General features: G+C 43.9%; 38 protein-coding genes. 31 read left to right on the top strand and 7 right to left on the bottom strand.

Annotated elements, in window-relative coordinates; all coding sequences use genetic code 11:
* The first annotated feature begins 4 nt into the window (after positions 1–4).
* The 26 genes from rplB to rplQ all read left to right on the top strand — a co-directional run bounded on the left by rplB (position 5) and on the right by rplQ (position 12903).
* Positions 5–829 (top strand): 50S ribosomal protein L2, encoded by an 825-nt coding sequence (gene rplB, locus CI960_RS18095; protein WP_005853970.1) that lies wholly within the window; start codon positions 5–7, stop codon positions 827–829.
* 20 nt (positions 830–849) lie between these two features.
* Complete coding sequence (gene rpsS / locus CI960_RS18090) at positions 850–1119, top strand: 30S ribosomal protein S19 (RefSeq protein ID WP_005634738.1); 270 nt, start codon at positions 850–852, stop codon at positions 1117–1119.
* Positions 1120–1171: 52 nt separating this feature from the next.
* Positions 1172–1582 carry a 50S ribosomal protein L22 gene (rplV, locus tag CI960_RS18085; RefSeq protein WP_005853972.1) on the top strand — a complete coding sequence of 137 codons (411 nt, stop codon included), beginning with the start codon at positions 1172–1174 and terminating at the stop codon, positions 1580–1582.
* Between the two features lie 7 nt (positions 1583–1589).
* On the top strand, positions 1590–2324 hold the full coding sequence (gene rpsC, locus CI960_RS18080) for a 30S ribosomal protein S3 (protein ID WP_005853974.1): 735 nt from the start codon (positions 1590–1592) through the stop codon (positions 2322–2324).
* A gap of 20 nt (positions 2325–2344) precedes the next feature.
* Positions 2345–2779, top strand: coding sequence for a 50S ribosomal protein L16 (rplP, locus tag CI960_RS18075; protein ID WP_005853976.1), 435 nt, complete (start codon positions 2345–2347; stop codon positions 2777–2779).
* A gap of 5 nt (positions 2780–2784) precedes the next feature.
* Positions 2785–2982 (top strand): 50S ribosomal protein L29, encoded by a 198-nt coding sequence (gene rpmC, locus CI960_RS18070; RefSeq protein WP_005853979.1) that lies wholly within the window; start codon positions 2785–2787, stop codon positions 2980–2982.
* Positions 2983–2991: 9 nt separating this feature from the next.
* Positions 2992–3249 (top strand): 30S ribosomal protein S17, encoded by a 258-nt coding sequence (rpsQ, locus tag CI960_RS18065; protein ID WP_005853980.1) that lies wholly within the window; start codon positions 2992–2994, stop codon positions 3247–3249.
* Position 3250: 1 nt separating this feature from the next.
* A complete protein-coding gene (gene rplN / locus CI960_RS18060) occupies positions 3251–3616 on the top strand; it encodes a 50S ribosomal protein L14 (RefSeq protein ID WP_005853982.1) in 366 nt (121 codons plus the stop codon).
* A 19-nt stretch (positions 3617–3635) separates the two neighbouring features.
* Positions 3636–3956 carry a 50S ribosomal protein L24 gene (rplX, locus tag CI960_RS18055; RefSeq protein WP_005853984.1) on the top strand — a complete coding sequence of 107 codons (321 nt, stop codon included), beginning with the start codon at positions 3636–3638 and terminating at the stop codon, positions 3954–3956.
* Positions 3956–4513: a 50S ribosomal protein L5 gene (gene rplE / locus CI960_RS18050; RefSeq protein ID WP_005853986.1), complete on the top strand. Its 558-nt coding sequence runs from the start codon at positions 3956–3958 to the stop codon at positions 4511–4513. The genes rplX and rplE overlap by 1 nt, the downstream gene beginning before the upstream one ends.
* Positions 4514–4519: 6 nt before the next feature.
* The gene (gene rpsN / locus CI960_RS18045) at positions 4520–4789 is read left to right on the top strand and encodes a 30S ribosomal protein S14 (protein WP_005853988.1); all 270 of its coding nucleotides are present in this window, start codon (positions 4520–4522) and stop codon (positions 4787–4789) included.
* Positions 4790–4847: 58 nt separating this feature from the next.
* Positions 4848–5243: a 30S ribosomal protein S8 gene (rpsH, locus tag CI960_RS18040; RefSeq protein WP_005634758.1), complete on the top strand. Its 396-nt coding sequence runs from the start codon at positions 4848–4850 to the stop codon at positions 5241–5243.
* 16 nt (positions 5244–5259) lie between these two features.
* On the top strand, positions 5260–5811 hold the full coding sequence (rplF, locus tag CI960_RS18035; RefSeq protein ID WP_005853990.1) for a 50S ribosomal protein L6: 552 nt from the start codon (positions 5260–5262) through the stop codon (positions 5809–5811).
* Positions 5812–5832: 21 nt separating this feature from the next.
* On the top strand, positions 5833–6177 hold the full coding sequence (rplR, locus tag CI960_RS18030) for a 50S ribosomal protein L18 (RefSeq protein ID WP_005853992.1): 345 nt from the start codon (positions 5833–5835) through the stop codon (positions 6175–6177).
* Positions 6177–6695, top strand: a complete 519-nt coding sequence (rpsE, locus tag CI960_RS18025; protein ID WP_008773758.1) for a 30S ribosomal protein S5 — start codon at positions 6177–6179, stop codon at positions 6693–6695. Before rplR ends, rpsE begins: the two co-directional genes overlap by 1 nt.
* 18 nt (positions 6696–6713) lie before the next feature.
* Positions 6714–6890 carry a 50S ribosomal protein L30 gene (rpmD, locus tag CI960_RS18020; protein ID WP_005853996.1) on the top strand — a complete coding sequence of 59 codons (177 nt, stop codon included), beginning with the start codon at positions 6714–6716 and terminating at the stop codon, positions 6888–6890.
* Between the two features lie 29 nt (positions 6891–6919).
* Positions 6920–7366 (top strand): 50S ribosomal protein L15, encoded by a 447-nt coding sequence (gene rplO, locus CI960_RS18015; RefSeq protein ID WP_005853999.1) that lies wholly within the window; start codon positions 6920–6922, stop codon positions 7364–7366.
* A 3-nt stretch (positions 7367–7369) separates the two neighbouring features.
* Positions 7370–8710: a preprotein translocase subunit SecY gene (gene secY, locus CI960_RS18010; RefSeq protein WP_005854004.1), complete on the top strand. Its 1341-nt coding sequence runs from the start codon at positions 7370–7372 to the stop codon at positions 8708–8710.
* Positions 8711–8714: 4 nt separating this feature from the next.
* Positions 8715–9500: a type I methionyl aminopeptidase gene (gene map, locus CI960_RS18005; RefSeq protein WP_094582518.1), complete on the top strand. Its 786-nt coding sequence runs from the start codon at positions 8715–8717 to the stop codon at positions 9498–9500.
* Positions 9501–9510: 10 nt separating this feature from the next.
* A complete protein-coding gene (gene infA / locus CI960_RS18000; RefSeq protein WP_005854007.1) occupies positions 9511–9729 on the top strand; it encodes a translation initiation factor IF-1 in 219 nt (72 codons plus the stop codon).
* 13 nt (positions 9730–9742) lie between these two features.
* Positions 9743–9859 carry a type B 50S ribosomal protein L36 gene (ykgO, locus tag CI960_RS17995; protein WP_005645768.1) on the top strand — a complete coding sequence of 39 codons (117 nt, stop codon included), beginning with the start codon at positions 9743–9745 and terminating at the stop codon, positions 9857–9859.
* Between the two features lie 35 nt (positions 9860–9894).
* Positions 9895–10275, top strand: coding sequence for a 30S ribosomal protein S13 (gene rpsM / locus CI960_RS17990; RefSeq protein ID WP_005854010.1), 381 nt, complete (start codon positions 9895–9897; stop codon positions 10273–10275).
* Positions 10276–10286: 11 nt separating this feature from the next.
* Positions 10287–10676 carry a 30S ribosomal protein S11 gene (rpsK, locus tag CI960_RS17985; RefSeq protein WP_005634781.1) on the top strand — a complete coding sequence of 130 codons (390 nt, stop codon included), beginning with the start codon at positions 10287–10289 and terminating at the stop codon, positions 10674–10676.
* Between the two features lie 123 nt (positions 10677–10799).
* Positions 10800–11405, top strand: coding sequence for a 30S ribosomal protein S4 (gene rpsD / locus CI960_RS17980; protein ID WP_005854012.1), 606 nt, complete (start codon positions 10800–10802; stop codon positions 11403–11405).
* Between the two features lie 12 nt (positions 11406–11417).
* Entirely contained in the window at positions 11418–12410 is a 993-nt protein-coding gene (locus tag CI960_RS17975) for a DNA-directed RNA polymerase subunit alpha (protein ID WP_005854014.1), read from the top strand.
* A gap of 7 nt (positions 12411–12417) precedes the next feature.
* Positions 12418–12903, top strand: coding sequence for a 50S ribosomal protein L17 (gene rplQ / locus CI960_RS17970; protein ID WP_005854016.1), 486 nt, complete (start codon positions 12418–12420; stop codon positions 12901–12903).
* A 166-nt stretch (positions 12904–13069) separates the two neighbouring features.
* On the opposite strand, the gene CI960_RS17965 is transcribed toward rplQ, so the two are convergent.
* The gene (locus tag CI960_RS17965; protein WP_005854018.1) at positions 13070–13552 is read right to left on the bottom strand and encodes a hypothetical protein; all 483 of its coding nucleotides are present in this window, start codon (positions 13550–13552) and stop codon (positions 13070–13072) included.
* Positions 13553–13767: 215 nt separating this feature from the next.
* Between CI960_RS17965 and eno the strand changes: the two genes are divergently transcribed.
* Entirely contained in the window at positions 13768–15051 is a 1284-nt protein-coding gene (gene eno / locus CI960_RS17960) for a phosphopyruvate hydratase (RefSeq protein WP_005854019.1), read from the top strand.
* 132 nt (positions 15052–15183) lie between these two features.
* On the opposite strand, the gene CI960_RS17955 is transcribed toward eno, so the two are convergent.
* Both CI960_RS17955 and CI960_RS17950 read right to left on the bottom strand, forming a co-directional pair.
* The gene (locus tag CI960_RS17955; protein WP_008779938.1) at positions 15184–15537 is read right to left on the bottom strand and encodes a DUF4907 domain-containing protein; all 354 of its coding nucleotides are present in this window, start codon (positions 15535–15537) and stop codon (positions 15184–15186) included.
* Positions 15524–16525 (bottom strand): kelch repeat-containing protein, encoded by a 1002-nt coding sequence (locus tag CI960_RS17950; protein ID WP_005854023.1) that lies wholly within the window; start codon positions 16523–16525, stop codon positions 15524–15526. Before CI960_RS17950 ends, CI960_RS17955 begins: the two co-directional genes overlap by 14 nt.
* A gap of 271 nt (positions 16526–16796) precedes the next feature.
* Here CI960_RS17950 and CI960_RS17945 point away from each other — a divergent pair, with 271 nt between their 5' ends.
* Together CI960_RS17945 and CI960_RS17940 are read left to right on the top strand one after the other, a co-directional pair.
* A complete protein-coding gene (locus CI960_RS17945) occupies positions 16797–18113 on the top strand; it encodes a DUF4270 family protein (protein WP_005854025.1) in 1317 nt (438 codons plus the stop codon).
* Positions 18100–19305, top strand: a complete 1206-nt coding sequence (locus tag CI960_RS17940) for a hypothetical protein (protein WP_005854027.1) — start codon at positions 18100–18102, stop codon at positions 19303–19305. The genes CI960_RS17945 and CI960_RS17940 overlap by 14 nt, the downstream gene beginning before the upstream one ends.
* A gap of 89 nt (positions 19306–19394) precedes the next feature.
* On the opposite strand, the gene CI960_RS17935 is transcribed toward CI960_RS17940, so the two are convergent.
* The 3 genes from CI960_RS17935 to CI960_RS17925 all read right to left on the bottom strand — a co-directional run bounded on the left by CI960_RS17935 (position 19395) and on the right by CI960_RS17925 (position 21895).
* On the bottom strand, positions 19395–19832 hold the full coding sequence (locus tag CI960_RS17935) for a LytTR family DNA-binding domain-containing protein (RefSeq protein ID WP_005854029.1): 438 nt from the start codon (positions 19830–19832) through the stop codon (positions 19395–19397).
* 123 nt (positions 19833–19955) lie between these two features.
* A complete protein-coding gene (locus CI960_RS17930; protein ID WP_005854031.1) occupies positions 19956–20717 on the bottom strand; it encodes a LytTR family DNA-binding domain-containing protein in 762 nt (253 codons plus the stop codon).
* The gene (locus CI960_RS17925) at positions 20714–21895 is read right to left on the bottom strand and encodes a sensor histidine kinase (RefSeq protein ID WP_005854033.1); all 1182 of its coding nucleotides are present in this window, start codon (positions 21893–21895) and stop codon (positions 20714–20716) included. Before CI960_RS17925 ends, CI960_RS17930 begins: the two co-directional genes overlap by 4 nt.
* A gap of 117 nt (positions 21896–22012) precedes the next feature.
* Between CI960_RS17925 and CI960_RS17920 the strand changes: the two genes are divergently transcribed.
* Together CI960_RS17920 and CI960_RS17915 are read left to right on the top strand one after the other, a co-directional pair.
* Positions 22013–23701, top strand: a complete 1689-nt coding sequence (locus tag CI960_RS17920; protein ID WP_224201709.1) for a LuxR family transcriptional regulator — start codon at positions 22013–22015, stop codon at positions 23699–23701.
* Positions 23702–23826: 125 nt separating this feature from the next.
* Positions 23827–25896 (top strand): outer membrane beta-barrel protein, encoded by a 2070-nt coding sequence (locus tag CI960_RS17915; protein WP_005854037.1) that lies wholly within the window; start codon positions 23827–23829, stop codon positions 25894–25896.
* On the opposite strand, the gene CI960_RS17910 is transcribed toward CI960_RS17915, so the two are convergent.
* Complete coding sequence (locus tag CI960_RS17910) at positions 25803–26108, bottom strand: DUF3791 domain-containing protein (protein ID WP_005854039.1); 306 nt, start codon at positions 26106–26108, stop codon at positions 25803–25805. The genes CI960_RS17915 and CI960_RS17910 overlap by 94 nt on opposite strands.
* Between the last annotated feature and the right edge of the window lie 226 nt (positions 26109–26334).

Raw genomic sequence — 26334 nt, 5'->3', positions numbered from 1 at the left:
AGAAATGGGAATACGTAAATTAAAGCCCACGACACCGGGGCAGAGACACAAAGTTATTGGTGCATTTGATAAAATCACTGCAAGTACACCAGAGAAGTCTCTTGTAGTAGGTAAGAAGAGTACAGGTGGACGTAACAACACTGGTAAGATGACAATGCGTTATATCGGTGGCGGTCACAAACAAAAGTACAGAATTATCGATTTCAAGAGAAACAAAGATGGCATTCCTGCGACAGTAAAGTCTATCGAGTATGATCCTAACCGTTCATCTCGTATCGCTTTGTTGTATTATGCGGACGGAGCAAAGAGCTATATCATCGCTCCGAACGGATTGGAAGTTGGCCAAACAGTGGTTTCAGGTAGCGACGCCGCTCCTGAGGTAGGTAATACTTTGCCTATGGCAAATATTCCCGTTGGTACTATTATTCACAATATTGAGCTTCGTCCTGGACAGGGTGCCAAAATGGTACGTTCCGCAGGTGCATTCGCTCAGCTGACTTCAAAGGAAGGCGCTTATGCGATTATTAAGATGCCTTCTGGTGAAACTAGAAAGATTCTTGCGGCTTGTAAGGCTACAATTGGCGCAGTTGGCAATTCAGACCATGCTCTTGAAAAATCAGGTAAGGCCGGTCGCTCTAGATGGTTAGGTCGTCGTCCTCGCAACCGTGGTGTTGTTATGAACCCGGTTGATCACCCAATGGGTGGTGGTGAAGGTCGTTCTTCCGGAGGTCATCCTAGATCCCGTAATGGCTTATATGCTAAGGGCTTGAAGACTAGAGCTCCTAAGAAGCATTCTTCAAAGTATATTATTGAAAGAAGAAAGAAATAATCTGATTAATTAAGTAAACTATGAGTCGTTCGCTAAAAAAAGGCCCGTATATTAATGTAAAGCTTGAGAAGAAAGTTCTGGCAATGAATGAGTCAGGAAAGAAAGCCGTAGTTAAGACATGGGCAAGAGCTTCAATGATTTCGCCTGATTTCGTAGGCCATACTATTGCAGTTCATAATGGAAATAAATTTATTCCTGTTTTCGTAACCGAGAATATGGTAGGCCACAAGTTGGGAGAGTTCTCACCGACACGTACTTTCCGCGGTCACGCCGGTAACAAGAAGAAATAATATCGGTAGTAACAGGAATTCAGGAATCTGAAAATAAAAAGAATCGAATAAAATGGGTGCTAGAAAAAGAATATCAGCTGAAGCAAGAAAAGAAGCCCAAAAGACCATGTATTTCGCGAAGTTGAACAATGTTCCTACCTCTCCTCGTAAGATGCGTTTGGTAGCAGACATGATTCGCGGTATGGAAGTATTCCGTGCGCTTGGTGTTTTGAAGTTTTCTAACAAGGAAGCTGCAGCAAGAGTAGAAAAATTGCTTCGTTCAGCAATCGCAAACTGGGAACAGAAAAATGAACGTAAAGCAGAAGCAGGAGAGTTATGCGTATCTTCAATCAGCGTTGATTGCGCTACTACGTTGAAGAGAATGCGTCCGGCTCCTCAAGGAAGAGGTTACAGAATTCGTAAACGCTCGAACCACGTAACTCTGTTTGTTGATACACTTAGTAAAAACGATAGTCAAAATTAATTTGTAGATGGGACAAAAGGTTAATCCGATTAGTAATCGTTTAGGAATTATCCGTGGTTGGGATTCCAATTGGTATGGCGGTAAGAATTACGGGGATACTTTGCTGGAAGATAGCAAAATCCGTAAATATTTGAATGCCCGTCTTGCAAAAGCTAGTGTATCTCGTATCGTTATTGAACGTACGCTTAAGTTGATCACGATCACTGTTTGTACGTCACGTCCGGGTATCATCATCGGTAAAGGTGGTCAGGAAGTTGATAAGTTGAAGGAAGAGTTGAAGAAGATCACTGATAAAGAAGTGCAGATCAACATCTTCGAGGTGAAGAGACCTGAATTGGACGCTGTTATCGTAGCAAACAACATCGCACGTCAGCTTGAAGGTAAAATCGCATATCGTCGTGCGGTAAAGATGGCTATCGCCTCTACCATGAGAATGGGCGCCGAAGGTATAAAGATTCAAATCTCTGGTCGTTTGAATGGCGCTGAAATGGCTCGTTCGGAAATGTATAAGGAAGGAAGAACTCCGTTGCACACTCTTAGAGCAGATATCGACTATGCTTTGGCTGAGGCCTTGACAAAAGTTGGTTTGCTGGGTGTTAAGGTTTGGATCTGCCGTGGTGAGGTTTATGGCAAGCGCGATCTTGCTCCTTCTTTCACTGCTGCCAAGGAGACAGGCCGTAGAAACGACAATGCCGGTGGCAACAGAGACAAGAACTTCAAGAGAAAAAGAGCTAATCGTTAAACGTTAGAATTTAAGTAGAGATGTTACAACCAAAGAAAACCAAGTTCAGAAGACAGCAGAAAGGTCGCATGAAGGGCGAAGCTCAACGTGGCAACCAGCTGGCCTTCGGTTCTTTTGGAATAAAGTCATTAGAGAATAAATGGATTACCGGTCGTCAGATCGAGGCTGCCCGTATCGCCGTTACACGTTATATGCAACGTCAGGGGCAGGTTTGGGTTCGTATCTTCCCGGATAAGCCAATCACGAAGAAGCCTGCAGAGGTTCGTATGGGTAAAGGTAAAGGTAATCCTGAGGGATTTGTTGCGCCTGTTACTCCGGGTCGTCTGATTTTCGAGATCGAAGGTGTTCCCTTTGATATCGCTAAGGAAGCGTTGCGCCTTGCCGCACAAAAACTTCCGGTTACAACCAAGTTTGTTGTGAGACGTGATTATGACATGCAAAATCAAAATGCGTAATTGTTATGAAGATTGCAGAAATTAGAGAACTAAGCACGAAAGAGTTGCTAGAGAGAGTAGATGCAGAGGTTGCGGCCTATGATCAGAAGAAGATTAACCATAGCATCTCGCCTATGGATAATCCTTCTCAGATTAAACAGCAACGCAGATTGATTGCGCGCATGAAAACAGAATTGCGCCAGAGAGAACTTAACAACAAATAATTGAGCCTGATGGAAACTAGAAATTTAAGAAAAGAAAGAACGGGCGTGGTAACGAGCAACAAGATGGATAAAAGCATCACGGTTGCCATTAAATGGAAGGAAAAACACCCCATTTATGGAAAGTTCGTTAATAAGACGAAGAAATATCATGCTCACGACGAAAATAACGAATGCAACATTGGCGATACCGTAAAGATTATGGAGACTCGTCCTTTGAGCAAGACTAAAAGATGGAGATTAGTTCAAATAATCGAAAGGGCTAAGTAAGATGATACAACAAGAATCAAGACTAGTAGTAGCAGATAACAGTGGAGCTAAGGAAGCTTTGTGTATCCGTGTTTTGGGCGGAACGAGAAAGCGTTATGCCACTGTAGGTGATGTGATCGTAGTAGCAATCAAAAGCGTAATCCCAGCTAGCGACGTTAAGAAGGGTGCTGTTTCTAAGGCTATCATCGTTCGTACTAAGAAAGAGATCCGCCGTCCGGATGGTTCTTATATCCGTTTCGATGATAACGCTTGCGTATTATTGAATGCCGGTGGCGATATCCGTGGTAGCCGTATCTTCGGTCCGGTTGCCAGAGAGCTTCGTGCAACAAACATGAAAATTGTATCACTTGCACCTGAAGTGCTTTAATCTCGTAAAATTTAAAGTAATGAGTAAATTACATATCAAAAAAGGCGATATAGTATTTGTTAATGCCGGCGAGGACAAAGGTAAGACAGGTCGTGTTTTACAGGTACTTGTAAAAGATAATCGTGCGATTGTCGAAGGTATTAATGTGGTATCAAAGCATACCAAGCCTAATGCGAAGAATCCTCAAGGAGGAATCGAAAAGAAGGAAGCTCCTATTCATCTTTCTAACCTTAACGTGGTTGACCCGAAATCTGGTAAAGCTACACGTATCGGCCGTAAGTTGAATGAGAAGGGTGCTTTAGTGCGTTATTCTAAAAAATCAGGGGAGGAAATTAAGTAATGAGCAATACTGCCAGTCTTAAGAAAGAATACCAAGACAGAATTGTTCCTGCCTTAACGAAGGAGTTCGGTTACAAATCCGTGATGCAGGTACCTGTTTTGAAGAAAATCGTGATTAATCAGGGATTAGGTATGGCTACGGCTGACAAGAAGATCATCGATATCGCTATCAGCGAGTTGTCTACGATCACCGGTCAAAAAGCTGTCGCTACCGTATCTAAAAAGGATATCTCTAACTTTAAGTTGCGTAAGAAGATGCCGATCGGTGTGATGGTGACATTACGTCGTGAGCAGATGTACGAGTTCTTGGAGAGACTTGTTCGTGTCGCTCTTCCTCGTATCCGCGACTTCAAGGGAATTGAGAGTAAGTTAGACGGAAGAGGCAATTATACACTCGGTATTCAGGAACAAATCATTTTTCCTGAAATAAATATCGATAATATTACCAAAATATTGGGAATGAATATTACCTTTGTGACCTCTGCGAAAACAGACGAAGAAGGTTATGCTCTTTTGAGAGAATTTGGATTGCCTTTTAAAAACGGAAAAAAAGACTAAGTAGTTATGGCTAAGGAATCAATGAAGGCCCGTGAGGTTAAAAGAGCAAAGCTTGTTGCTAAGTATGCCGCTAAAAGAGCTCAGCTTAAGGCAGAAGGTAACTATGAGGCTTTGCAGGCTTTACCTAAAAATGCTTCTCCTGTACGTTTGCACAACCGTTGCAAGATTACAGGACGTCCGAAAGGGTATGTACGCCAGTTCGGTATTTCTCGTATCCAATTGCGTGAAATGGCATCTAATGGTTTAATCCCGGGTGTAAAGAAAGCAAGTTGGTAAGAGTTTTTTTAGTTTAAATATTGTCCGGGTGGCCGGATCAATTTAATTAATTATTTATATGACAGATCCTATTGCAGATTATTTGACAAGATTGCGTAACGCAATCAAAGCGAAGCACAGAGTTGTTGAGGTGCCGGCGTCAAATTTAAAGAAAGAGATCACTAAGATCCTTTTCGACAAGGGCTACATTCTTAATTTTAAGTTTGTAGAGGATGGTCCTCAAGGTACGATCAAGATCGCCTTGAAGTATGACCTAGTAAACAAAGTTAATGCGATTAAGAAACTTGAGAGAGTTTCTACGCCCGGTTTGCGTAAGTACACTGGTTACAAAGAAATGCCGAGAGTATTGAATGGTTTAGGTATTGCTGTTCTTTCTACTTCTAAAGGTGTGATGACTGACAAAGAGGCCCGCGATCTGAAGATCGGTGGCGAGGTATTATGTTACGTTTATTAATTAGGAGGGAAGAAGAATGTCAAGAATAGGAAAATTACCAATTCATGTACCGGCTGGTGTTACAGTTACAATTAAGGATAATGTAGTAACAGTTAAAGGCCCTAAAGGTGAACTTGTACAGGAAGTGAATCCTGATATTAACGTTACTTTGGAAGACGGAGTTATCCATTTAACAAGACCTACTGATGATAAGAATCATCGTGCGTTACACGGTTTGTATCGTTCTTTGATCAACAACATGGTTGTTGGCTGCTCAGAGGGATATAAGAAGGAGCTTGAGTTAGTAGGTGTTGGTTACCGTGTTTCAAATACAGGTCAGTTATTGGATCTTTCTTTAGGTTATACTCACAATATCTATTTGCAGTTGCCGAAGGAAGTGAAAGTTGAGACGAAGTCTGAGAGAAATAAGAACCCTCTTATTATCCTTGAGTCGGCTGACAAACAATTATTAGGTCAGATTTGTGCGAAGATCCGTTCATTCAGAATGCCTGAACCGTATAAAGGTAAGGGTATTAAGTTCGTGGGTGAAGAGATTCGCAGAAAGTCTGGTAAGTCAGCAGGTAAGTAATCTACGTAAACTGAAATTATCATGACAACGAAGCTAGAAAGAAGATTAAAAATAAAAGCAGGCGTACGCGGCAAAATCTCAGGAACTACTGAGCGTCCGCGCCTGACTGTGTTTAGAAGCAACAAGCAAATCTACGCACAGGTGATAGATGATACTACAGGCAAGACTTTAGCCGCTGCTTCATCTTTGAAATTAGATGTTAAGGCTCCGAAAAAGGAGATCGCTGCTAAGGTTGGTGAATTAATCGCTAAAGGCGCTCAGGAAGCTGGCGTTCAGACAGTGGTTTTCGACCGTAATGGTTACCTGTATCACGGGAGAATTAAAGAATTAGCAGATGCTGCACGTAACGGCGGCCTTAAATTTTAATGAAGATGGCAAATAATAGAGTTAAATCGACCAACGACTTAGAGTTGAAGGACAGACTGGTTGCAATCAACCGTGTAACTAAGGTTACAAAAGGTGGACGTACATTCAGTTTTGCTGCTATCGTTGTAGTAGGAAACGAGGATGGTATCGTTGGCTGGGGATTAGGTAAAGCCGGTGAGGTAACGACAGCTATCGCTAAAGGTGTAGAAGCTGCTAAGAAGAACTTGATCAAGGTTCCGGTACACAAAGGTACGATCCCTCACGAACAATTAGCTAAATTCGGTGGTGCTCAAGTGCTGATTAGACCGGCATCTCACGGTACCGGTGTTAAGGCTGGTGGTGCTATGCGTGCCGTATTGGAGAGCGTAGGTATTACAGACGTTTTGGCAAAATCTAAAGGTTCTTCCAACCCTCATAACTTGGTGAAAGCTACTATCGCTGCGCTAGGTGAGTTGAGAAGCCCGTTCGATGTTGCTCAGAACAGAGGTGTTGCTGTTGAAAAAGTATTTAGAGGTTAATTAGGGGGGGATAAGTTTATGGCGACTATTAAAGTAAAGCAAGTTAAAAGTAGAATTAAATGCCCGAAAGACCAAAAGAGAACGCTTGACGCACTAGGGCTGAGAAAGATGAACCAGATTGTAGAGCATGAAGCTAATCCGGCGATCTTAGGTATGGTTGAGAAAGTGAAACATTTGGTTTCTGTAGAAAAGTAATAATTGGTTGAAAAAATAAATTATACGATATGAATTTATCAAATTTAAAACCGGCTGAAGGATCTACCAAGACCAGAAAAAGAATCGGACGTGGTCCGGGTTCAGGATTAGGCGGAACTTCAACAAGAGGTCATAAAGGTGCCAAGTCTAGATCTGGCTACAAGAACAAGATTGGTTTCGAAGGTGGTCAGATGCCTATTCAAAGACGTTTGCCTAAATTCGGTTTCAAGAATATTAACCGTGTAGAATATAAAGCTATTAATATCGATACTTTGCAACAAATGGCAGAGGCTAAGCAATTGACTAAGATTGGTATTAATGAATTGATGGAGGCTGGTTTCATCTCTTCTTCTCAAGTGGTTAAAATTCTTGGTAACGGTAGCTTGACTGCTAAGTTAGAGGTTGAGGCTCACGCTTTCTCTAAGAGCGCAGAGGCAGCTATCCAAGCCGCAGGTGGAACAGTCGTTAAACTCTAAGTCATGAGAGCTGTTGAAACAATCAAGAATATCTGGAAGATTGAGGATCTGAGAAATCGGATCCTCACCACTCTTTTATTGGTGGCTATATACCGTTTTGGTACGTATGTAGTGCTTCCGGGTATCGATCCCAAAGCGTTAACCGCTTTACAGGAGCAGACAAGAGGCGGATTGCTTGCACTGTTGGATATGTTCTCAGGTGGAGCCTTTTCTAACGCATCTATTTTTGCGTTGGGAATCATGCCATATATCTCCGCTTCAATTGTTATGCAGTTGTTAGCCATCGCAGTTCCTTCTTTCCAAAAATTGCAGAGAGAGGGTGAGAGTGGCCGTAGAAAAATCAATCAGTGGACTCGTTACTTGACGATAGCGATCTTGTTATTCCAAGGTCCTACTTACTTGGTGAATTTAAGCGTTCAGCTTAAGGCTGCCGGCGCTGCTTTACCGGGTGGTATTTGGTTCACGATCTCATCTACGATCATCTTGGCTGCGGGAAGTATGTTTATCTTATGGCTAGGTGAAAGAATTACAGATAAAGGTGTTGGAAATGGTATTTCATTTATCATTTTAGTTGGTATTATAGCCCGTCTGCCGCACTCTTTGTTCCAAGAATTCGTTTCTAGAACAAGTGAGAAAACCGGTGGTCTGGTTATGTTCTTATTTGAGATGTTGTTCCTTTTGCTTGTTATCGCTGGTGCGATCTTATTGGTACAAGGTACTCGTAAGGTCCCCGTGCAATATGCGAAAAGAATTATCGGTAATAAACAATATGGTGGCGCGCGTCAGTATATCCCTCTGAAGGTGAATGCCGCTAACGTAATGCCTATCATCTTCGCTCAGGCGATCATGTTTATTCCTATCTCAATTGTAGGTTTCTCTAGTACGGGAGAGCAGAGCGGTTTTTGGGCTGCTTTCATGGATAATACGGGATTTTGGTACAACTTCGTGTTTGCGGTGTTGATTATCCTGTTTACGTATTTCTATACGGCTATTACGATCAATCCGACCCAGATGTCAGATGATTTGAAGAGAAACAATGGTTTTATTCCGGGTGTGAAACCGGGTAAGAATACCAAAGACTATCTGGATACCATTATGGACCGTATTACTTTGCCGGGTGCTTTTTTCCTTGCGTTGGTTGCTATCATGCCCGCTTTCGCTAGAATTGCCGGTGTAAGTATGGAGTTCTCCCAATTCTTTGGTGGTACATCTTTGTTGATTTTGGTTGGTGTGGTGTTGGATACATTGCAGCAAGTTGAAAGTCATTTACTAATGCGTCATTATGACGGTTTGTTGAAGTCAGGAAGAATTAAAGGCCGTACAGGCTCTGTTGCCGCTTATTAATAGAATGATCTATTTAAAGACAGATGAAGAGATTGAGTTGATGCGTGAGGCTAATCAACTGGTAGGTAAGACACTTGGCGAGGTAGCTAAGCATATTGTCCCCGGAGTCTCCACACTTCAACTTGATAAGATTGCGGAAGAGTTCATTAGAGATAATGGTGCTGTTCCGGCTTTTTTGGGATATGGTGGTTTCCCTAATTCAATATGTGCCTCAGTGAATGATCAGGTGGTGCATGGTATTCCTTCTTCTAAGATGATCTTGAAAGAGGGTGACGTGATCTCTGTGGATTGTGGGACGATATTGAATGGTTTTGTCGGTGACTCCGCTTACACTTTCTGTGTAGGTGAGGTTGTGCCGGAAGTGAAGAAATTGTTGAAAGCGACGAAGGATTCACTTTATTTAGGTATCCAATGTGCTGTTGAAGGTCACCGTTTGGGTGATATCAGTAATGCGATTCAGACTTATTGCGAGTCTCAAGGTCACTCTGTCGTAAGAGAGCTGGTGGGACATGGTATAGGTCGGAAAATGCATGAGGAACCGGAAGTGCCTAATTATGGCAGACGTGGATGCGGACCGTTATTGCGTAACGGAATGTGTATCTGCATCGAGCCGATGATCAACATGGGAAGCAAGAACGTTGCATTTGAGAAAGACGGATGGACGGTTCGCACAAAGGACAGAAAGCCTTCTGCTCATTTCGAGCATTGTATCGCTATACGTCCGGATGGTCCCCAGATCTTATCTTCATTTAAGTTTTTAGAGGAAGTTCTAGGAGAAAACGCAATTTAATTGGATTTATATGGCTAAACAATCAGCAATAGAGAAAGATGGAGTAATTGTAGAAGCATTGTCAAACGCGATGTTTCGTGTAGAATTGGAGAACGGACATGAAATTACCGCTCATATCTCAGGAAAGATGCGTATGCATTACATTAAGATCCTTCCGGGGGATAAGGTAAGAGTAGAAATGTCTCCGTATGATCTATCGAAAGGTAGAATTGCTTTTAGATACAAATAAAATTAAACACGATATGAAAGTAAGAGCATCTTTAAAGAAGCGTACACCTGAGTGCAAGATAGTAAGAAGAAAGGGTCGCTTATACGTAATTAACAAGAAAAATCCTAAGTATAAACAACGTCAAGGATAATTTATTATTTTTGCAAAATAATCTAAGTAAGTAATATGGCTATAAGAATAGTTGGTGTAGACTTGCCACAAAATAAAAGAGGAGAAATCGCTTTGACTTATATCTATGGTATTGGTCGTAGCGCTGCAAAATCCGTATTAGATAAGGCTGGGGTTGATCGTGATATCAAAGTTAAGGATTGGACAGACGATCAAGCCGCAAAAGTTCGTGAAGTCATTGGCGCTGAGTACAAGGTTGAAGGTGACCTTCGTTCAGAAGTTCAGTTGAACATCAAGCGTCTGATGGATATTGGTTGCTACAGAGGAGTTCGTCATCGTCTTGGTTTGCCTTTGAGAGGCCAAAGCACGAAGAACAACGCTCGTACTCGTAAGGGTAAGAAGAAAACTGTTGCAAATAAGAAAAAAGCTACTAAATAATAAGAGTTAATATGGCAAAGAAAACAGTCGCAGCAAAGAAGAGAAACGTAAAAGTTGACGCTTACGGTCAAGCTCATATTCATTCTTCTTTTAACAACATTATTGTGTCTTTAGCGAATAGCGAAGGACAAGTAATCAGCTGGTCTTCCGCTGGTAAGATGGGATTCAGAAGCTCTAAGAAGAATACTCCTTATGCAGCTCAGATGGCAGCACAGGATTGCGCTAAAGTAGCTTATGATCTTGGTTTAAGAAAGGTGAAAGTATTCGTTAAGGGTCCGGGTAACGGTCGTGAGTCCGCTATCAGAACGATCCATGGCGCAGGTATCGAGGTAACAGAAATCGTTGATGTTACACCGCTTCCTCATAACGGGTGTCGTCCTCCGAAAAAGAGAAGAGTATAATTAATTATAGTTTCTTAAACATTGAATCCGGAATTGTGAATAGATTGCATATTGACCTTATCCTCTCTGTAATCGCGGCTGCACGGTTCCAGATTCAAACAGAACATTTAAAAAAATAAAAAAATGGCAAGATATACTGGACCAAGAACAAGAATTGCCCGTAAGTTTGGTGAGGCAATATTCGGTGCGGATAAAGTTCTTTCTAAGAAGAACTATCCTCCTGGACAACATGGTAACTCCAGAAAAAGAAAGACTTCTGAATACGGTATCCAGCTTCGTGAGAAGCAAAAAGCAAAATACACTTATGGCGTATTGGAGAAGCAATTTAGAAACTTATTCGAAAAAGCTTCACGCTCTAAAGGTATTACCGGTGAGGTGCTTCTTCAATTGTTAGAAGGCCGTCTTGACAATGTGGTTTATCGTTTGGGTATAGCCCCGACAAGAGCCGCAGCTCGTCAGTTGGTTTCTCATCGTCACATTACAGTAGACGGAAGTGTTGTAAACATTCCTTCTTACTCTGTAAAACCCGGTCAGGTTATTGGTGTTAGAGAAAAATCTAAATCCATGGAGGTTATTGCCGACGCATTGTCAGGTTTCAATCACAGCAAATATCCTTGGATTGAGTGGGATCAGTCCTCAATGAGCGGAAAATTACTGCATCTGCCGGAAAGAGCTGACATTCCTGAAAACATTAAAGAGCAGTTGATCGTAGAATTGTATTCTAAATAATAATTGATTTCCATGGCGATATTAGCATTTCAAAAACCCGATAAAGTATTAATGTTGGAAGCGGACAATTTCTTCGGAAAGTTTGAATTTCGTCCGTTGGAACCCGGCTATGGTATTACAATAGGTAATGCTTTACGTCGTATTCTCCTGTCGTCACTTGAAGGTTTTGCTATTACATCCATTAAGATCGACGGGGTTGACCATGAATTTGGTACAATCCCGGGTGTTATCGAGGATGTGACAAACATTATCTTGAATCTGAAGCAAGTTCGTTTCAAGCATATCGTAGACGACATCGAGAATGAAAAAGTGAGTATTACTGTTTCGGGTTCGGAAGTGTTCAAAGCCGGTGATATTGGTAAGCAACTGACTGGATTCGAGATATTGAATCCTGATTTGGTTATTTGCCGCTTGGATCCGACCGCAAGTTTCCAGATTGAATTGACTATTAATAAAGGTCGCGGTTATGTACCCGCAGATGAGAACAGAGACCCGAACGCAGATATACATGTGATCGCTATCGACTCTATCTTCACTCCGATACGTAACGTAAAATATTCAATCGAGAACTTCCGTGTTGAACAGAAGACGGACTACGAGAAGTTGGTTCTTGAAATAGCCACAGATGGTTCTATTCATCCGAAGGAAGCGTTGAAGGAAGCAGCGAAGATTCTGATTCATCATTTCATGTTGTTCTCAGATGAAAAGATTGCGATCGAGACAGCGGATACTGAAGGCAATGAAGAGTTCGATGAAGAAGTACTTCATATGCGTCAGTTGCTTAAGAGCAAGCTGGCTGATATGGACCTTTCCGTTCGTGCATTGAATTGCTTAAAGGCCGCAGATGTTGAAACACTAGGTGAGTTGGTTAAGTTCAATAAGAATGATTTGTTGAAATTCCGTAACTTCGGTAAAAAGTCGCTCACTGAACTTGATGAACTGCTTGAGAGCTTGAACCTTTCATTCGGTATGGATATCACAAAATATAAATTAGATAAAGAGTAAGTAAACGATGAGACATAATAAGAAATTCAATCATTTAGGTCGTACAAATACTCACCGTGACGCAATGCTTTCGAATATGGCTTGTTCTTTGATCAAGCATAAGAGAATCTTTACTACGACAGCAAAGGCAAAAGCGCTACGTAAGTATGTAGAACCACTTATCACGAAGTCTAAGGAGGATACAACTCACTCTAGACGTGTGGTATTTAGCAATTTGCAAGACAAATTTGCTGTAACAGAGTTGTTCAAGGAAATTGCTCAGAAGATCGGTGATCGTCCGGGTGGTTATACCAGAATTATCAAGACTGGTAACCGTTTAGGTGACAACGCAGCTATGTGCTTTATTGAGTTAGTAGACTATAACGAAAATATGTTGAAGGATACAGCCGCTAAGAAAGCTCCTAAAACAAGACGTTCTCGTAAAAAAGCAACAGCATCGGTTGCAGAAGCTCCTACAGCTGAAGCAGCTAGCGAGGAAAAAGCAGCTGAATAAGCAAGTTTTTTATAATCATATAAGAAAAGCGATTCGTACACACGGATCGCTTTTTTTGTTGAGGTATAGTGCAAATATAGCAGTGTAAAGAAATATGAAGTTTATAATTGTTTTTATTGTATGCTTTGAAGAGCCTCCTGCGCTACCTTATTAGAAGGATCGATCTCTAAGACCTTATTCCAGTATATTTTTGAATTGTCCAGATCTTTTTGAGGTAATAGAAATAGCCCAGATAACGATAGTATTCGGCTAGTTTCACTGCTTTTGAGAGATTCTCTAAAGATGGTTCATATTGCTGAGTCGCATTTAATAAGCGGTCTTGGTATAAATAATCTTGCCAAATGAACTTTCCATTAGGCGTGTTGAAAAATCCAGAGGTTTGTTGTATGCCATTATCATAATCTTTCGTCTCGAAAGCGTTGTACAAATTCAGACGTTGCGGTAAGAAATTATCCGGTTCAGTGGAAAGCCCTTTTGCGATGACTTCTCCATCCTCTTGATCAAAAGAGTATCCGGTATGGTGATTATCATCAATATGATCTTCACAAGAAGAGCACAGGCAAGCTTTATATTCCGGAGGGACAGATGCGGTATCCGCATAAATGAACTCCCCTTTGCCAAACAGCAGGAATAAATCTAGAAGAGTCAATAGTGGTAAGTACCTTTTTCATCTTAGTATGAGTATATTCTTTCATAAACAACAAAAGCTTTTTTTGAAAGGTTTAGGCAAATAGTAAAAATCATCTATTAAAAGATTGAAAAACTCGATAGGCTTCCGCAAACATTCCTTGCTTGGCTATTGTTATATTTGTGAAAAAGAAAAGTAAGACATCATTGAACAACTAATAAAACAAATATAGTAATATGGAAATTGTAAAAGTAGTAGGTAGAGAGATACTTGATTCACGTGGTAACCCGACAGTAGAAGTAGACGTACATTTGGCTTCCGGCGCATTCGGTCGTGCGGCTGTACCTTCTGGCGCCTCTACCGGTGAGAACGAGGCTATCGAGTTACGCGATGGCGATAAGAATCGCTACGGTGGCAAAGGCGTTCTCCGTGCCGTGGATAATGTAAATAAGGTAATCGCTCCCGCCATTTTAGGAATGAGCGCCTTGAATCAAAGAGAGATAGACCATAAGTTGCTGGATTTGGATGGTACAAAGACAAAATCAAATCTAGGAGCTAACGCTATGTTAGGTGTATCGCTTGCCGTAGCGAAGGCAGCGGCTAATTATCTGGATCTGCCTTTATATCGTTATATCGGTGGAACAAATACCTACGTGTTGCCGGTTCCTATGATGAACATTATCAATGGAGGTTCTCACTCCGACGCTCCGATCGCTTTTCAGGAATTCATGATTCGTCCGGTAGGTGCGAAGAGTTTCCGTGAGGGGCTTCGTATGGGCGCAGAGGTTTTCCATGCGTTGAAGAAAGTATTGCACGATCGTGGCTTGAGCACGGCTGTAGGTGATGAGGGCGGTTTCGCTCCGGCATTGGATGGTACGGAAGATGCCTTGAATTCTATTATGGCCGCTATCAAAGCCGCTGGATATGAGCCGGGCAAGGATGTGACGATAGCCATGGATTGCGCTGCTTCCGAGTTTTATCACGATGGTGTGTATGATTATACGAAATTCGAGGGTGAGAAAGGCGCTAAGCGTAACGCCCAGCAACAAGTCGCTTATCTGAGTGAGTTGGTGAACAAATACCCGATTGATTCTATCGAGGATGGTATGGACGAGAATGACTGGGCCGGTTGGCAAATGCTAACCTCCACGCTAGGCGGAAAATGCCAGTTGGTAGGTGATGACCTATTCGTTACAAACGTAGAGTTCTTGAAGAAAGGTATCGAGAAGGGTTGCGCGAACTCCATCTTGATCAAGGTAAACCAGATCGGTACATTGAGCGAGACATTAGACGCTATCGAGATGGCCCACCGTAATGGCTATACATCCGTGACTTCCCACCGTTCCGGTGAGACAGAGGATGCTACGATCGCCGATATCGCCGTAGCTACCAACAGCGGACAAATCAAGACCGGCTCCTTAAGCCGTTCCGATCGTATGGCGAAATACAACCAGTTGCTTCGTATCGAGGAGGAATTGGGTTCCTTGGCTGTTTATGGTTATAAGACTTATAAGAAGTAATTTTCATTATTTGCTTGAGAAATGGGGGAGTTCACCTATCAAGGTGGACTCCCTTTTTCTTTTTAGTGGAAAAAACGAAGCAAACCTACTAATCAATAGCCAGCCTGCTCCAAACATTTAATGATTATAAATCTATTGCCCTAAATAAGAGAGTGAATGTTGTATCTCTTCTCTAGAGACCGAGAAGTTCCTGTTCCCGGCCAATTTATTTAATACGAGTGTGCCTATGTTTTCTGCGCTTTCCTTATCCGGGAACGCAATTACCGTATCAATAGAGGGAATGGTGGGTTGGTAAATCAACACCTTTCCGTTCATCCTAATCTGGTACCCCCAGCCATCCCCCGATTGAAATGTTTGCAACTCCAGTTGCCGCCCGGGAGAAGACCCCATTTCTTCACCCCGGAAAAAAGATAAATAAAACAGTAATACCGGCAGTACCACTAGGCCCGGTACGAACCAAGCCCGTCCTTTCTTAGTATTCATCATCGTCATATTCATTCGGGTGAAATTCCCAAATATCATCAAATTGAGTGGTACCACTTTTGCCGGATACTACGAATCCTTTCTCGCCAGAGGAGAAAGATGCTGTCGCCGTACGGGCAGTTCCCTTGAATTTAGCTACGTTTTCCCATAGATCGGTGGCCGGATAATATTTCCAAGTGTCGCTACGTAGGCTTCCGCTCTCACCGCAAGTCAGATAAGCGGCTCCATCAATCACGAAAGCAACCCCGTTCGTACGTGTGATCGTATAATCATCGTCATAATCCTCGTCCGAGGAATCCGATATATCCCTAAGTTGGGTCCATGATTCCGTGCTGGGATCGAATTTCCAGAAATCGTCTACATATTCGCCGTTATTTTGTCCGCAACATACATAAGCGATTCCATTTATCACGAAGCTGGTAGCGCCCTGACGCTTTGTCCCGCCGATACTGATCGTTTGCGTCCAGCTATTTGCCACCGGATTAAAGGCATAAAAGTCTTTTAGGTAATTCCCGTCGTATCCGCATCCGATATACGCTTTACCGTTTACCCCGAAGGCCACGGCTCCATATCGGCCCGAGCCGGGGAAATCCGCTTTCTGTGCCCACGTATTGGTGGTCGGGTTAAATTCCCAGAAGTCGTTCAAGTAATTGGTACCGTCGTATCCGGTTCCCAGATATCCCTTTTCATCTACCGCCATAGCTACGGCCGAATTGCGGGCGGTTCCGGGAAAGTCCGCCTTTTGCGTCCAAGTATCTCGTTCCATATCATATTCCCAACAATCCGATAAACGATTTTTTCCGTCGTTTCCGCAAATCAGATATCCTTTGTTACCGATCGTGAAAGAGGAGGCGTAATTTCGCGCCAATCCGTCCATGTCAGAGACACGGTACCACTTACCGATCAAATCATCGTCATCGTCATCACTGCAAGCGCTGATGATGACAGGAAGAAAAGCGATCAAGAATACAAGAATCCTTTTGTGTATCATTCTAACTACGTATTTTGTTTTTACGGAAGCAAAAGAACGAGGGTTTTACGAGACCCACAAATTAAATCGGTAAACATACGGTTTTTATCGGTGAATAAGCCGGATTTATAGGTTAGGGCCTCGAATGGTTTTGAAATCGGTTTCATCTTCAGTATCGGGCCGTTTACAGAGGAAACCGGTGGGTTCATGGGTTTATCTTGCCGGGTTTTGCGCTAAATACGTTCTTTGCCATCGGATTGATAAAAGATTATTTGCTTATTAAATAAGAAGTATGGTTAGAACATTCTTTGCTTTGGGGTGCTTGATGCTCTGTCTGGGACTGTTTTCCTGTTATGACGAGAACGGTACGTATGGCAGCGATCTGGTGGACTCCGCTTTCCGTAACGTTCGTATAGATACCAGCACGGTCGTAGTGACCTCGGTATTGATCGACTCGTTGGAGACATCCGGTAAGAACGTCGCTTTGGTAGGCCGGTACAAACATTCATTATGGGGAGTCGTCTCGTCGCATAGCTTTATCGCTTATGAGAGACCGAGCTATGGGACTGATCCGGACGAGACGGTCGTACTGGACTCGCTAGTCCTGTCTCTCGCTTTCGATGGTCGCTTTGTAGGAGACACGACCCTCCAACAAACCCTCTCGATTTATCAGCTAACGGAGAAGATTGTCTTAAACGATAACGGGTACTTATATAATAATAGCAGTGTCTCTTACGCTCCCGAGGCTTTGGCGGTCTGCTCATTTAAACCGAAGCCGAAGGGCGGGGAGAAACTGGAAGTCCGTCTTCCCGATGCGCTAGGGCAAGACCTCTTGTCCCGTTTTCATGCGCAGGATCAAGCGGTGTCCGAGGATCGCTTTGAGGACTATTTCAAGGGGGTGGCGATCGTGCCGGACTTGGCGGGAAGCGAGTCTCTGCTGACTTTCACGGTAGCCGATTCCTCCGCCGCTTTAGTCCTGCATTATCATTTATCCGATGAGCTTTCCACGGAGAAGGAATTATGGTTCTTCCCGAATACGGATACCCAGTTCAATCATATTGACCATGACCGTAGTGGAACGGATATGGCAGGATATCCGATGAAAGGAGTGGAGATACCTTCGGCCGAGCTTGGTAACCGGGGCGTATTATTCGGAGGCTTGGGTTGGTATACCCGTCTGGAATTCCCGTATTTGAATAATCTGATGCAACAAGGCACGCAAGTGGAGATTGAGAGCGCTTTACTTAAGATTTATCCCGAGCAAGGCACTTATTCGGATTACAATACCTTGCCGGACAGCCTCTACCTATATATCGCCGATGAGAATAATGTGGTGACGGATGCCGTGACCGATTATCTCGGTTCCGAGGTTCAACGAGGTACGCTATCGGAAGACAATACGTTTAACGAGAACACCTATTATTATTTCGACGTGACTCAATTCATGCAAGAGGAGCTAGGTGCCTTTGGCATGTATAAGCATAATCTTCAGTTGGTTTTTAATAGTGATGATTACACCGGCACGTTCAAGAACTTGACGTTTAACGATCAGGGAGGACGTAACCCGGTCACCCTACAACTCATTTATAAGGTCTATGAAAGTTACTAGATACCTTCTTTACCCTTGCCTCTTGATGGCGGCAAGCGCATCCGCGCAGAATACGATGACTTCCTCGCCTTACTCGATGTTTGGACTGGGTGAGATGGCTTCCGGTTTATATGGTCAAAATACCTCGATGGCGGGTGTCACTGTCGGCATGCGGGAAGGGATGCTGATGAATATAGAGAATCCTGCCGGATTGACAGCGTTGGATAGTTGTAAGTTGTTCGCTGAGGCATCTGCCTTCGTGAAGAATGAACGATACCGCTCAGACGGGAGCTCTAGCAGCGCATTCACCGGGAATTTCTCCGCTTTCTCATTGGGAGGGCGTATCATGCGACGGTGGTATATGTCCGTCGGGGTAACTCCTTATAGTTTCGTTGGGTATTATTTTAAGTCCTCGCAAGAGTTGGAAGGATCTCCCGGAACCTTTGTAACCAGTACGTTTTCGGGGACAGGCGGGCTTTCCAAGGCTTTCCTTTCCCAGGGATTTTTATTGACCAAGCATCTATCAGTCGGTATGAATCTTAATTTTATCTTCGGAAATATGACACTGAATGAGATACAAAGTGCGATGACAGTGTCAAGGGAGATGTCCGGCCGCTCTTTTTACGCCGATTTCGGTTTACAATATCATCGTCCGATCGCCCGGGAAACCTTTCTAACGGTCGGCGCCATTTACGGTTATAAGCAACGGATCTCATTGAAAAATACGGTGACGGTGACGGGAAGCAGCACGGAAACCCCCTATAACCAGAAAAGGGTGGCACAATATCTACCTCAATATATAGGCATCGGTAGCTCATTGGCGCATAAAAAATGGACGTATGCGTTGGACTATCTATTCCGGCAATACGGGGTATTGAACTCGAGCGATAGCCGGGTAAAGTTCCGGGATTCGCATGAGCTACGCTTGGGCGTATGCTATATCCCGAATGGATTTAGCTCCAGCAGTTATTGGAAACGGATGTCTTATAAAGCGGGTGTTTCTGTTTCCACGCCTTACCTGCGGTTGAAAGGACAATCCGGCGGGGCGTATCGGGTAAGCGTTGGCTTGGGATTACCCGTCCTGAATGGCCGTATCAATACGGCGTTTTATTACGATCGTCTCCAATTGCAAGGGAATGCGTTGCGAAGAGATATCATGGGCTTTACGGTGACCTATACATTAAGCGAGAAGTTCTACCAAGTGAAGCTTTAGTTTTCTGCCTATGAAACTAAAGTTTCTTCACTAGGAAACAAAAGTTTTGTCACGGAGAAACAAAAGTTTCTTCCGCATGAAACTCTTGGTTACTCTTGGAGAGCCAGATTATTCATCAAGGCGGGCAGGTACGAATCGCTGATAGGGATCAGTTCCTCCCCGATACGTATCCGCTTGCGCTCGATATAATTAATGTGGGAGAGGGATACGATGTAAGAACGATGTACCCGGCAAAAACGATTCCTGTCCAGAAACTCCTCGAACCGCTTCAAGCTGACTTGCGTGAGCAGGGGCTTGCCATTGATACGGTGTACCTTTACATAATCGCCGTATCCCTCGAGGAAAAGGATCTCTTCCCGGCGAAGGCGAATGATCTTGCTGCCCTCCCGGACGAAGATGGGGCGTTCTGTTTGCTCCTTGCTCAGCACTTGGTGGACATCGGCCAAAGCCTTGTCCAGTTTCTCGAGATATCCCATGAGCGTGTTCAGGGTCGAGGCGTCTCCGTCGAAAGTGATACATTTCAGCATAGTGTTTTTACCTTTATTTGTTGTACCGCGAAATAACAGGAAAGTTCGGTAAAGAAAGGTTAAGCGCCGATTAGTGGTATAATCGGGTCGGTGAATCGCCTTACGGGAGGGGGTGAAAAGACATTATTCCTCTTCCCTCAGAATCCATTTCTTGAAGATCGGGGTCTTGGTCTTGCTGATGATGATACGTTCGGGAACCGGCAAGGTGAGGTTGACGGACAGGCGGCTCCCGAACCAAAGATCTATATCCTTGATGGCGTTGCGTGAAATGATGAATTGACGGTTGGCCCGGAAGAAAAGCCTCTCGTCCAGTTGCTCTCCCAACGCGTCGAGGGTACGGTCTACGGGATGTTGCTTCCCGTCGGAGGTATAGGCGGTAACCTTCTCGTTGGCCGTATAGAAATAAAGGATCTCCTCAACCGCCAACGGATAGAATTTATCGGCCAGCATGATCAACAGGCTCTTGATCGTGTGGCGACTCTGGATCGTACGGTTCGTTTGCCGGATATGCGCCAGCCTTTCCTCGGTATCGAACAGCCGTAATTTATTCAAGGCCCTTTCCAGCGAGGCCAGCGTGACAGGCTTCAGTAGATAATCGATACTGCTTACTTGAAAAGCCTGTAACGCATACTCATCGTAGGCGGTCGTGAAGACTACTGGGGCATCTATCTCCACCTGCTCGAATATCTTGAACGCCGATCCGTCCGCTAAATGGATATCCATGAAGATGATATCCGGATGAGGCGATGTCCGGAAGAAATCCACGCTCTCCTCGATACTCTCCAACTCGGCGATCACTTCGATCTGAGTAACCGTATTTTGCGCCAAGATCGCCTTTAGGCTATTAACGGCGGTAGTCTCATCTTCTATAATAACTGCTTTCATGAGTGAATGGGTTTATTAAGTAAAGGAAGCGTGACCTTGAAATATTCCTTGCGGTTGGAGATCTGGATGTCCTTTCCGGTAAGCATCCGGTAGCGCCCCCATAGGTTCTTCAATCCGATACCGCTACCTTTGCTATCTTCCGACTTAGGATGTATTTTATTGGATATGATTAGTTTGTCCTCATGGGTGGTATAGATATCGATCTGTAGTGGGTATTGCTTGCTGATAACGTTGTGCTTTACGGCGTTCTCGATCAGGGGGAGTACGCTCAATATCGGCAGATACCAAAGCAAGTAAGGGGTATCCGCTTGGATGGAGAAGAATAGCTTTCCCTCGTAGCGCACGCTTAGCAGATAGGTGTACGCCTTTACGAATTGAAGTTCTTCCGCTAGCGTAACCAGCTCTTTCTTGTTGCTTTGCAAGATATACCGGAAGACGTTGGATAGCTCATCCAGATAAGCCAGCGTCTGTTGTTTCTCTCCGCTCTGTATCAAGGCGTTCAATCCATTTAAGGAGTTGAAGAAGAAATGCGGGTTGATTTGTCCCATCAAGGCGTTATAGGAATTCTGTAACTTCTCGGTCTTCAATTGCTCATATTCCAGTTTCATTTGCTGCTTGCTGCCCAGTAGCCGGATCAGTATGGAGCTTAGCATGACCGTGAGGAAGACGAAAAGATGCTCCGTCATGAAAGAGTTAGGGACCGTGAAAGGATTGGGCGGTACCGGTATGTCCCGATGCTCGGCAGGCCTGATGGTTTGCGTAGCCATCCTGTCCCGGTTGATGCGGATCATGATATCCCGGGTAGCTGGCTGAGGTCCGTCTTCTCCCAGCCATTCTACAACAATGGCCGTGTACAAAACCGGCGACAGATGAAACATGCCGTAGGCGATGCTGATACAAGTTACGCAAACCACCAATACCCTTTTATACTCTTTCCTGCGGAAAAGCTTGTCCCCGAACTTATACATCAAGCTGTTGACAATAAATAAGATGAAGGAGAACACGAAGAACCAGATTAGCAAATAATACATGGTGCGATCCGGAGGCTGGATACCCATGCTCGGGTTTCCGGTCTCGAACTCATATTTACGCATCAGAAGGGCGAAGTTCACGAAAATACTAAGCAAGACGGATATCGTGAAGCCGATCAATAAGTCATTTCTTTTTAATTGTAACATAGATAAACCCTTTGTCTGCTTACAAAGATAGGGCTTCCTTATCCGAGCGGGAAAAGGAATCGACGAAACGGATAAAAATATCGGTGAATCGCCCGGGCTTCCGAAAATAATGTACCTTTGCCGGAAATTAGGATCTCTGTCGCTATGACGAAATGGTTTGCCTACATATTGCTGGCCAGTGTCTGCCTGTTGCTTTCCTGTGGCGGTAAATCCGTACGGGAGAAATTTGCGGAAGCGGACCGGTTGGTAAACGAGAATAACTTAGATAGCGCCGCTTGGCTGCTGGAGGAGCAAATAACGCTTTCCGCTCTTTCGGATAGCGATAAGGCAGAGTATGGACGGAGGCTCGCTTGGCTTCATCTCTTGCAGGGGCGCAGCTTGGTGAACGACTCGCTCATCGACTACTCCGTGGATTATTATAAGGAGCATGCCTCGGAGCCTTTACTTTCCGCTTATTTCGTAAAGGCTATTTACATGGGTGATTCCCGGAAGGGGTTGGAACAAAGACGTGCCTTGTACCGAGAGGCGATAGATTCCGCTTATTCCCGTTCGGATTCGACCTACCTTGTACGTTTTTATGACCGATTGACTTCCTTGAGTTTTGGTGAGGGGTTGTATCGGGAAACGATCGCAGAGTCGAAGGAATGGGAAGCCTCGCCAAAAGCTGGATTTAAGGAGATGGCCTATTATATGGCCGGGTTGAGTTATAGCCGCTTGCGAATGAGGGACTCGGCGGATTATTATCTTCGTTTGGCCGCGGACTCGGCCTTGGCTAAGAATATCGAATGGTATGCCCATCATTTTGCCCGTAATTACGCGGATTTCTTGTATGACTTTAATCCCAAGGCTTCTATCAGATATCTGCGTTTGCTGAAGGAACGTTATCCGGAACGAGAAATCTTGGGATCCTATGTTATGCCTTGGATCAATCTAGGGGAGCTGGATTCTGCCCGGAAGTATATCGAGAAGAATACGTTAGACTTGGAGCGTAGTCACAGCGATGATATAGCCTCGCATGCGCTTAATTATGCCTATCAATTTATATTGGGCGTAAAGGAAAATAAGCCGGTCGATATTTCCCGATTAGGGCAATATTGCGATTCTTTGTATACCGTGAAATCCCAAACGGAGAAGGCTGAGCGGGAACGATTAGTCGATCAAAATCGTTTACGCCGAGAAAATCTTCGCTTGGAAATGAGCCGGCAGCGTACGTTCTCTATCTTAGTGATCGTTTCCTTGCTTTCCATATTGGTAGCTGGTGGAGTTTCCTTATATATCCGTAACCGGAGGAACCGTTTGATTGATATGGAGGAGCGTTTGGAAGCCTTGCGTCAGCTCTTGAACGAGTCCAAGCAATCCGTAGCGGAGGAGGAGAAACCCGATAGTGCCTTTTTCCGTAAGGTCTTGTTGCAGCAATTGGGTGTTATCCGCTTGATGGCGACTACTCCCACGCAACAAAATAAGGAATTGCTCCAGCAAATGACTCGTATCACGAATGAGGATGTCCCGGTAGATATGCTTTTGGTATGGGATGACCTGTATCCGATTATCGATGCGGTCTATGATAATTTCCATACGCATCTGGTCCGATTGTCTGATGGGCGTTTGCTGGAAAAAGAGATCCAGCTTTGTTGCTTGCTATGCGCCGGCTTCTCTACCAAGGAAATCAGTGTGGTTACCCAGCAAAGCGTCCGTACGATCTATCAGCGCAAGACGGACATCCGCCATAAGCTGGATATGGATGAGAAAGAGGATATCATCGGCAATATAAGTGCTCAAACGGCAAATATAAACTTTTCTCTCTAAGTCGTTCGCTAATGCTTTGTAAATCAGTATATGATCGTAATGCCTTGCACTTTAGTTTCTTGCCTGTATAAATCGATTTTAGCTGTTTACCTCCTTACATTTGTCTCGAATCAAATTTGAATTTTATGAGAAGACAAGTATTATTTGTGGGATTGATTTGCGTTGCCTTTTTGGTAAACGCGCAAGAGGAGAAAACGATCGATTTGGATGAGGTTACCATTCAAGCCTCTTCGATTATAAGGAAGAAAGACCGTCAACTTATATTCCCCTCCAAAGACCAAGTGCGGCGCTCGATGGATGGCTTGGATTTGACAAGGCGGATGTCTTTACCTCGCCTATGGGTAGATCCGAATACGAAAAGTATCTCTATGGCGAATGGAAACGTTCAGTTGCGTATAAATGGCGTGTTGGCTTCTTCCTTAGAAGTCGCCGCCCTCTCGCCGGAGGATATCAAACGGGTGGAATATCACGATAACCCCGGTTTGCGATATGGGGAAGGAATCGATATCGTCTTGGATTATATAACGATCAAGCGGACTTCCGGAGGAAATCTCGGCGTGGATTTAAGCCATCAATTAAACACGTTTTGGATGGCAGATTATATATATGGTAAGTATAACCGGGGACGTTCGGAATTCTCTTTATCCAGCTTTGCGAACGGACACCGGTATAAAGAGGCATGGCAAGACCGGACGGAAATCTTTCATACTCCAGACGGTACCTTCCAGCGAACACAGGAAGGAATCCCCGGGAGGGATTATGAGATGTATTGGACTACGACGGCGAATTATAACTACACGAAGGATGATGATTATTTCTTGAACGCTAAGTTGAACTTTTATTATTACGACTATCCGCATAACTATAGCGACGCCCTTTTAAGAAATAGCGAGAGTATGGCTACGACCCATCTTATCGATAATAATAAATCCTTGAATACCCGTCCCTCGCTCGACTTGTATTATTTCCGGAAATTACCCCGTAAACAATCATTGGCCGTCAATGTCGTGGGAACTTATTCGAATACCGATAGCCGTCATACCTACCGGGAAGAACTGGAAAGTATTCCTTTGACAGATATTTATACGAAAGTAGATGGAAAGCGCTATTCGGTAATCGGAGAGGGTATCTACGAGAAAGAGCTGGAGACCGGCCGAATTTCCGCTGGTTTGAAACATACGCAAGCCTATACGGATAACGTGTATTCCGGCTCCGGTGATTATACGACCCATATGACAGAGTCCGAGTCGTATATGTATGCGCAATACGTAGGAACTTGGAAGAAGTTGGTTTATAATGTGGGTTTGGGTGCCTCCCGTAATTATCTATCGCAAGAAAATGTGGACTCCTACAATCGGTGGTACTTCCGCCCGCAGGTGACGCTTACTTATACTATCAATGAGGTATTATCCGCCCGTTACCGGTATAACCTGCGCAATGTAAACCCATCCTTGTCTGAGTTGAGTAACGTGGAGCAATGGATTGATTCCTTACAGGTTCGTAGAGGTAATCCGGGTCTATCCCCTTTCTTATATCATAACAACGCCGTGGAATTTCATGTGAATACGGCAAAGGTCAAGGCCGGCTTTACTTTCTCTTACCAATACCAGCCCCGCATGGTCATGGAAGAGACCCTGTATGACGCTAGCCGGGGACTTTTTATCCGCACCTACGATAACCAACGGAGTTTCCATCGCTTTACGCCGGAACTCTATTTGAATTATTCACCCTTCGGCGATTATCTGCGCATGAATATCTCCGGAGGCTTGAACCATTTCCAATCGAATGGAAATAGCTATTCGCATACATATACGGATCCCTTCTATGTGATCTCTTTGAATAGCGATGTGAAGAACTTTAATTTTAATCTGTTGATTTATAAGAGAAGCTATAGCTTTTCGGGTGAGACCAGTCGTGAGGCCGATCGTTTTAATAGGTTGGGTATCGGTTATAGGATCGGGAAGGTTCAGTTAAGCGCTTCTTTCTCTACCCAATTTACCTCATCCGCCCGTTACCGGAGTAAGAACCTTTCAGCGATCGCTCCCTATGTGACCGATCAGCGTTTTGGTGATATTTATCCGGGCTTCGAGATCGGATTCTCTTACCACTTAGATTTCGGTCGCAAATACAAATCCGTGGATCGTAAGTTGTATAATTCAGATAATGAATCGGGTATATTGAATAGTCGGAAGTAAGTTACATCTATATTGTCGATTACGTGTTCGCGGCTTTCAGTATGCAATATATTATAATTGGGTAGGATATAGTTCTCTATCATTCCTACCCGTTTCATGCGTGCGAACACCTCTTGGTAAGGCTGCCCCAATTTGCGTGCGGTTCCTTCTATACAAAAGGAAGCGAACGCTAGCTCTATTTCTGTTTGCGATAGTTCGATTTGTTTATCCATTTTTCCATGTCGCTTAGGTGGATTTGCTTCAAATGTACGTAAAAAGCGGCTCATGCGATAAAATCCGTGGATGAAATTATCTATAAATGGGAATTCCGTAGAGGTAGTACTTACTTTACCGATGAAGTATATCTCCTGTGGAACTTGAAGTATATCTCTTATAGGGAAGGGAGTGGTATCTCGTGAAAATGACTTTTGATGAACCCTTGTTTTAGAGCATATCCAA

This window comes from Parabacteroides sp. CT06 (genome assembly GCF_002257605.1).
GTDB lineage: Bacteria > Bacteroidota > Bacteroidia > Bacteroidales > Tannerellaceae > Parabacteroides > Parabacteroides distasonis.
Note: the sequence above shows the minus strand (reverse complement) of the source record. Positions and strands in the feature narration are given on the sequence as shown.

Coding starts and splice junctions, on each gene's coding strand:
- rplB (WP_005853970.1), top strand. CDS start 5: ATGGGAATACGTAAATTAAAGCCCACGACACCGGGGCAGAGACACAAA.
- rpsS (WP_005634738.1), top strand. CDS start 850: ATGAGTCGTTCGCTAAAAAAAGGCCCGTATATTAATGTAAAGCTTGAG.
- rplV (WP_005853972.1), top strand. CDS start 1,172: ATGGGTGCTAGAAAAAGAATATCAGCTGAAGCAAGAAAAGAAGCCCAA.
- rpsC (WP_005853974.1), top strand. CDS start 1,590: ATGGGACAAAAGGTTAATCCGATTAGTAATCGTTTAGGAATTATCCGT.
- rplP (WP_005853976.1), top strand. CDS start 2,345: ATGTTACAACCAAAGAAAACCAAGTTCAGAAGACAGCAGAAAGGTCGC.
- rpmC (WP_005853979.1), top strand. CDS start 2,785: ATGAAGATTGCAGAAATTAGAGAACTAAGCACGAAAGAGTTGCTAGAG.
- rpsQ (WP_005853980.1), top strand. CDS start 2,992: ATGGAAACTAGAAATTTAAGAAAAGAAAGAACGGGCGTGGTAACGAGC.
- rplN (WP_005853982.1), top strand. CDS start 3,251: ATGATACAACAAGAATCAAGACTAGTAGTAGCAGATAACAGTGGAGCT.
- rplX (WP_005853984.1), top strand. CDS start 3,636: ATGAGTAAATTACATATCAAAAAAGGCGATATAGTATTTGTTAATGCC.
- rplE (WP_005853986.1), top strand. CDS start 3,956: ATGAGCAATACTGCCAGTCTTAAGAAAGAATACCAAGACAGAATTGTT.
- rpsN (WP_005853988.1), top strand. CDS start 4,520: ATGGCTAAGGAATCAATGAAGGCCCGTGAGGTTAAAAGAGCAAAGCTT.
- rpsH (WP_005634758.1), top strand. CDS start 4,848: ATGACAGATCCTATTGCAGATTATTTGACAAGATTGCGTAACGCAATC.
- rplF (WP_005853990.1), top strand. CDS start 5,260: ATGTCAAGAATAGGAAAATTACCAATTCATGTACCGGCTGGTGTTACA.
- rplR (WP_005853992.1), top strand. CDS start 5,833: ATGACAACGAAGCTAGAAAGAAGATTAAAAATAAAAGCAGGCGTACGC.
- rpsE (WP_008773758.1), top strand. CDS start 6,177: ATGAAGATGGCAAATAATAGAGTTAAATCGACCAACGACTTAGAGTTG.
- rpmD (WP_005853996.1), top strand. CDS start 6,714: ATGGCGACTATTAAAGTAAAGCAAGTTAAAAGTAGAATTAAATGCCCG.
- rplO (WP_005853999.1), top strand. CDS start 6,920: ATGAATTTATCAAATTTAAAACCGGCTGAAGGATCTACCAAGACCAGA.
- secY (WP_005854004.1), top strand. CDS start 7,370: ATGAGAGCTGTTGAAACAATCAAGAATATCTGGAAGATTGAGGATCTG.
- map (WP_094582518.1), top strand. CDS start 8,715: ATGATCTATTTAAAGACAGATGAAGAGATTGAGTTGATGCGTGAGGCT.
- infA (WP_005854007.1), top strand. CDS start 9,511: ATGGCTAAACAATCAGCAATAGAGAAAGATGGAGTAATTGTAGAAGCA.
- ykgO (WP_005645768.1), top strand. CDS start 9,743: ATGAAAGTAAGAGCATCTTTAAAGAAGCGTACACCTGAGTGCAAGATA.
- rpsM (WP_005854010.1), top strand. CDS start 9,895: ATGGCTATAAGAATAGTTGGTGTAGACTTGCCACAAAATAAAAGAGGA.
- rpsK (WP_005634781.1), top strand. CDS start 10,287: ATGGCAAAGAAAACAGTCGCAGCAAAGAAGAGAAACGTAAAAGTTGAC.
- rpsD (WP_005854012.1), top strand. CDS start 10,800: ATGGCAAGATATACTGGACCAAGAACAAGAATTGCCCGTAAGTTTGGT.
- CI960_RS17975 (WP_005854014.1), top strand. CDS start 11,418: ATGGCGATATTAGCATTTCAAAAACCCGATAAAGTATTAATGTTGGAA.
- rplQ (WP_005854016.1), top strand. CDS start 12,418: ATGAGACATAATAAGAAATTCAATCATTTAGGTCGTACAAATACTCAC.
- eno (WP_005854019.1), top strand. CDS start 13,768: ATGGAAATTGTAAAAGTAGTAGGTAGAGAGATACTTGATTCACGTGGT.
- CI960_RS17955 (WP_008779938.1), bottom strand. CDS start 15,537: ATGATGAATACTAAGAAAGGACGGGCTTGGTTCGTACCGGGCCTAGTG.
- CI960_RS17950 (WP_005854023.1), bottom strand. CDS start 16,525: ATGATACACAAAAGGATTCTTGTATTCTTGATCGCTTTTCTTCCTGTC.
- CI960_RS17945 (WP_005854025.1), top strand. CDS start 16,797: ATGGTTAGAACATTCTTTGCTTTGGGGTGCTTGATGCTCTGTCTGGGA.
- CI960_RS17940 (WP_005854027.1), top strand. CDS start 18,100: ATGAAAGTTACTAGATACCTTCTTTACCCTTGCCTCTTGATGGCGGCA.
- CI960_RS17935 (WP_005854029.1), bottom strand. CDS start 19,832: ATGCTGAAATGTATCACTTTCGACGGAGACGCCTCGACCCTGAACACG.
- CI960_RS17930 (WP_005854031.1), bottom strand. CDS start 20,717: ATGAAAGCAGTTATTATAGAAGATGAGACTACCGCCGTTAATAGCCTA.
- CI960_RS17925 (WP_005854033.1), bottom strand. CDS start 21,895: ATGTTACAATTAAAAAGAAATGACTTATTGATCGGCTTCACGATATCC.
- CI960_RS17915 (WP_005854037.1), top strand. CDS start 23,827: ATGAGAAGACAAGTATTATTTGTGGGATTGATTTGCGTTGCCTTTTTG.
- CI960_RS17910 (WP_005854039.1), bottom strand. CDS start 26,108: ATGGATAAACAAATCGAACTATCGCAAACAGAAATAGAGCTAGCGTTC.